The following is a 4,933-nucleotide window of genomic DNA, read 5'->3' as shown; positions in this document are numbered from 1 at the left end:
GTCCACTCCGCCACTTATATTAAGCCCCAGTCGAAAGACTGGGGCTTTTTCGTTTGGTCGTGTCCCCTAGAAATGCATTTACACATTGAAGGCGAGACAATACGACTTTCTTTACCCTTTTGGCACATGAGTTTCTCAGGAAGATGGGCCTGCTGCCTGCACTTCCAATTACTCCGAGTTTGTATTATGTCCTCGTTGAAAGATTGGTCATTTGAACAATGAGTCTTTATAACACTCGCCCTCAACCGTAGTAGAATGAATAGTCTTCCTCACTGCGCGTTTTGTTAGCGTCTCTCTTAAACAATAATTTTCTACATCTTATTTCTCAAACATTCATTGCTTCCATGTTTAGAGCGGGACCGTCGTTGCGTGGATTACGCAATTTCCCGAAATATAGTGAGGAAGAGATCTAAGTCTTCCGAAAATTAATGCCTTTTAGAAAACTTTGTTTTCTTTGCTGAACTTGCTAGTAGCGATTAACCTAAGAGGAGTTCTTGAGGAGTATGTTTGATGATGCAACAAATAAAAAATGAAACGCTGAAATCTGTATTTAAGCAATGGTCTTCCGAAGAGGGAATTGTGGTCATCAACCCTGCAACTGAGCAAGAGTTAATTCGGTTAAAGCCTAGTACTCTTGATGAGTTAGATGATCTCATTGGTCAGTGCAAAACGGAGCAAGTCCGTTGGGCTAAATTAAGTGCCAAAGAGCGCTCTCGTCGTTTGAGGGGGTGGTATCAACTACTTCTTGATAATGCAGAAGACATAGCCACGATTATTACCTTAGAGCAGGGTAAACCTTTAGCTGAGAGCAAAGGGGAAGTGATGTATGGTGCCTCTTTTGTCGAGTGGTTCTCAGAAGAAGCAAAACGTGCTTATGGCGAAGTTATTCCTGCCCCCACGACAGATAGACGTCTATCTGCAATTCGCCAGCCTGTGGGAGTATGCGCTGCAATTACACCTTGGAACTTCCCTATTGCGATGATTACAAGAAAAGCAGCACCAGCCCTAGCGGCAGGTTGTGGCATGTTGATCAAGCCATCAGAGCTTACCCCTCTCACTGCAATTGCTGTTGTTGAATTAGCTTATCAGGCTGGTATCCCTAAAGAACTGCTTTCTGTCGTGGTGTCGGAGCAGGCTGCTGAGTTTGGTCAAGTACTAAGTACTGATCCTAGGATTCAGAAGATCTCTTTTACGGGGTCTACGCGCGTTGGGAAAATTTTGATGAAGCAAGCCAGTGATTCAGTCAAGGCGGTGTCGATGGAGTTGGGTGGTAATGCGCCTTTCATCGTGTTTGAAGATGCAGACTTAGATGAGGCTGCGGAAGGGCTTGTCGCGTCGAAGTTCCGTAATGCAGGGCAAACATGTGTTTGTACCAATCGGCTATATGTTCATAAAAATGTAAAACAAGCTTTTATTGATAAAGTATTGTCGAAGTTAAGCAAATTAAAGCTTGGAAATGGTTTAGAGAAAGGTGTCACATTAGGTCCTGTTATTACGATGGCCTCTAAGCATCGACTAGAGGCGGTGATCGATCAAGCTGTACAAGAAGGAGCCTCTATTGCTAACTCTCCACAGAGACGGCCTGGTCGCTTTATGGAGCCCGTTCTTTTGGATAGTGTGACGCAGAATATGTCGATTGTTCAGCAAGAGCTATTCGGGCCTGTGTTGCCTATTGTTACCTTTGAAAATGATTATCAAGTTCTCGAAATGGCGAACGATACAGAATATGGTTTGGCTTGCTATTTCTATACGAATAGCTTGAAGCGTATTATGGCTTTTAGTGAAGGTTTAGAGTACGGCATGGTTGGAGTTAATGAAGGGATCATCTCTACTGAAGTGGCTCCATTTGGTGGAGTTAAAGAGTCGGGTGTTGGACGGGAAGGTGCTAAGCAAGGACTCGATGAATATCTGGAGACAAAGTATATTTGTCTTGGTGGTTTAAGCTGATTTCAGAGATGGCCGATTGAATTAAAAAGCTAGGTTTTTACCTGGCTTTTTTTAGTTGAAAGATACACCATTTGCCACGCGCGTTTGTGGTTAATATTTTCTGGTTACTTAGTGAGTCGATAGTTAGCTTGCGGTAAGCGGTTTTTAATAATCAAAGCGCTTATGTTATTTCGTGGGTAGTAGGAGAGAGCTTAGCTTTAAACTAATACAAAAAAGCCGCATCAAGTGATGCGGCTTCTTCTAATATGGCTCCTCCTGCTGGGCTCGAACCAGCGACCTGCGGATTAACAGTCCGTCGCTCTACCAACTGAGCTAAGGAGGAACAAATTTTAATAAGTGGTGCCGACTACCGGAATCGAACTGGTGACCTACTGATTACAAGTCAGTTGCTCTACCTACTGAGCTAAGTCGGCACAATGTCATTAATAAGTTATTAACTTAATAATGAAAATTGGCTCCTCCTGCTGGGCTCGAACCAGCGACCTGCGGATTAACAGTCCGTCGCTCTACCAACTGAGCTAAGGAGGAATTGTCTTTTTAAGAGAATAAATGGTGCCGACTACCGGAATCGAACTGGTGACCTACTGATTACAAGTCAGTTGCTCTACCTACTGAGCTAAGTCGGCACATTTTATTCTTTAACATTGTTCGTGCTAAGCACCAACAATTAATAAATTGTGGTGCCCGGAGGCGGAATCGAACCACCGACACGAGGATTTTCAATCCTCTGCTCTACCGACTGAGCTATCCGGGCGACGAGGTGTATTAAAAGGCTTTTCGGCTTTCAGGTCAACAATAAAATTAAAATAAAATATCGTTTGATGAATTTGTGCTCGGAGTGGGCTGTTTTTATGCGTTTTTAGCAGCAATGCGCCATGCTTTAAGCGATGTTTTAACATTGATAGTGTGTTCACTTGCAAAATAAAGGCGATAAAAACAAAAAAGCACGTCTGAAAACGTGCTTTTTATTGAACAATTGACTTTAAACTAGTGCTTTACTGAGAACTTGTTTACCCAACCTTCTAGCTCATTCGCTAGTGAAGCTAAACTTTGAGTACTTGATTGGCTCTCGGTTACGACAGAGTTGAGTTGGCCTCCGCTTTCCTCGATAAGGTTTATGCGTAGCGCAATATCATCGCTAACCTGCGTCTGCTCAGCGGCAGCAGTAGCGATCTGCTGGCTCATTGTGGTGATAGATTCTAACGCCGTTACAATTTGCTGTAGAGCTTCAGAGGCATTCTTAGACTCTGTAACAGTGCTTTCACTGGTTTCTGCACATATTTCCATTGTGTGAATGGCATTGCGAGAGCCTTCTTGCAGATTGGAGATCATATACTGAATCTCTTTTGTGCTGTCTTGTGTGCGTCCTGCTAGGTTGCGTACCTCATCAGCAACGACTGCGAAGCCTCGGCCTTGTTCTCCAGCACGTGCTGCTTCAATGGCTGCATTGAGTGCCAATAGGTTTGTTTGCTCTGCAATATCACCAATCACATCGAGCACTTTTACAATATTATTTACATCCTGATCTAGATCGGCGACCGCTTTACTCGCAGTATTTAATTGAGAAGCTAAACCTTGAATGTTTTCAACCGTGTTATGAATGAGTTTCTGAGTATGTTGGCTTTGTTTGTCAGCCTCGTCCGTATTGTTTGCGGTGTCGCTTGCTGAATTGGCAACATGGTTGGCTGAAGATGCCATTTCAGTCATCGCAGTGGCAATCATCGCCGTTGATTGCTGCTGAGATACGGTAAGATCGGCAATCGTATTTGATCGAGCTTCTACGGCAGACAACTCTGCGCGCAGTGCATGCATAGACTTCTCTAGGTTTGTCACCATGGTAGCTAGTGATTGACTCATATCTTGCACGGCACGATAGATACTTCCTCTCGGTGCCACAGTATCAAAACTGGTCTGAATGTCTCCTTGAGCGACAGCTTGAACTGCTTTACGCACGTCGTTAGGCTCTCCACCAAGTAGATGAAGCATTTTGCGAATCGAAATGATCAGGCCACTTAGAATACTTCCCGCGATAATCAGACACAGCACAAGCTGCCATTGTGCTGTCGACCAAAAACGTGCGTTAACTTCATTAAAGCCAATACCTGTACCGACAACCCAGCCCCAGTGTGGTGTTTTTTCTGCTATCGAGTGTTTTTCTTCAATGCTGCCATCAGCTTGTTTTTGGCTCCAGGTATATTCAACGATCTGACCTGTTTTGTGCCCCAATACATCTAGAATGAGTTGGCCTACGCTATTACCACTGCCATCTCTAAAGTCATGGAAGCTGGTTCCGTGCAGTTGAGGGTCTAGTGGTGCGGCGATGAACATCATATTTTCATCTGCGACATAAACGTATTCGTTGTCTTTGTAGATATTGTTACGAAGTAGGCGAGTGGCTAATGCTTTCGCTTCGTCTTCCGGCATTTTGCCTTCGATAGCCATCTTTTCTACTTCGGTAAGTATGCTGTACGCACTTTTAAATAGCTCAGTAACTCGAGCTTTGTTATCAAGGTTACTTGCGACGCGAAGTGTCCATAAGCCCGTTGCGGTCAGAGCTAGGAGAGCTAGCAATATGATCGCAGATAATAAATAGGCTTGAGTTTTTAGTTTCATATTTAGCTCACAAATAAAGTGTTATCACTATGCAAGGCATAGCTAAAAGAAGAAATGTAATAACTCGGGCATCTTAGTGAAGATGAATATGCTCGGATACTAATGCGTATTGAAATTACGATGAGGATTAAATTTTTAGCGTGAAATAAGTGTTTTTGAAGAAAGGATTTAATGTTCGCTGATGTTTAGAAATGAAGTGCAGATAAATGGGAAAGTGAGAAATGACGTATAAAGCAGATACAAAAAAGCCGCATCAAGTGATGCGGCTTTAAAAGTGGCTCCTCCTGCTGGGCTCGAACCAGCGACCTGCGGATTAACAGTCCGTCGCTCTACCAACTGAGCTAAGGAGGAATTATTCTTTTTTGTGTCTTGC

The 4,933-nt window shown here is 43.6% G+C and carries 2 protein-coding genes and 6 tRNA genes; 1 reads left to right on the top strand and 7 read right to left on the bottom strand.

The window, feature by feature from the left end; translation table 11 throughout:
* Positions 1–510 precede the first annotated feature (510 nt).
* Positions 511–1,947: an NAD-dependent succinate-semialdehyde dehydrogenase gene (locus KI742_RS23240; protein WP_081007970.1), complete on the top strand. Its 1,437-nt coding sequence runs from the start codon at positions 511–513 to the stop codon at positions 1,945–1,947.
* Positions 1,948–2,193: 246 nt separating this feature from the next.
* Here the strand turns inward: KI742_RS23240 and KI742_RS23235 are convergent.
* The 7 genes from KI742_RS23235 to KI742_RS23205 form a co-directional block, all read right to left on the bottom strand.
* A tRNA-Asn gene (locus KI742_RS23235) sits at positions 2,194–2,269 on the bottom strand.
* Positions 2,270–2,284: 15 nt separating this feature from the next.
* Positions 2,285–2,360, bottom strand: a tRNA-Thr gene (locus tag KI742_RS23230).
* A 39-nt stretch (positions 2,361–2,399) separates the two neighbouring features.
* Positions 2,400–2,475 (bottom strand) — tRNA-Asn (locus tag KI742_RS23225).
* A 22-nt stretch (positions 2,476–2,497) separates the two neighbouring features.
* Positions 2,498–2,573, bottom strand: a tRNA-Thr gene (locus tag KI742_RS23220).
* A 52-nt stretch (positions 2,574–2,625) separates the two neighbouring features.
* A tRNA-Phe gene (locus tag KI742_RS23215) sits at positions 2,626–2,701 on the bottom strand.
* 233 nt (positions 2,702–2,934) lie between these two features.
* Positions 2,935–4,560, bottom strand: a complete 1,626-nt coding sequence (locus tag KI742_RS23210; protein WP_182038235.1) for a methyl-accepting chemotaxis protein — start codon at positions 4,558–4,560, stop codon at positions 2,935–2,937.
* Positions 4,561–4,835: 275 nt separating this feature from the next.
* Positions 4,836–4,911: transfer RNA gene (locus KI742_RS23205), tRNA-Asn, on the bottom strand.
* Between the last annotated feature and the right edge of the window lie 22 nt (positions 4,912–4,933).

Source organism: Vibrio sp. D417a, from assembly GCF_030248595.1.
GTDB lineage: Bacteria > Pseudomonadota > Gammaproteobacteria > Enterobacterales > Vibrionaceae > Vibrio > Vibrio alginolyticus.
Note: the sequence above shows the minus strand (reverse complement) of the source record. Positions and strands in the feature narration are given on the sequence as shown.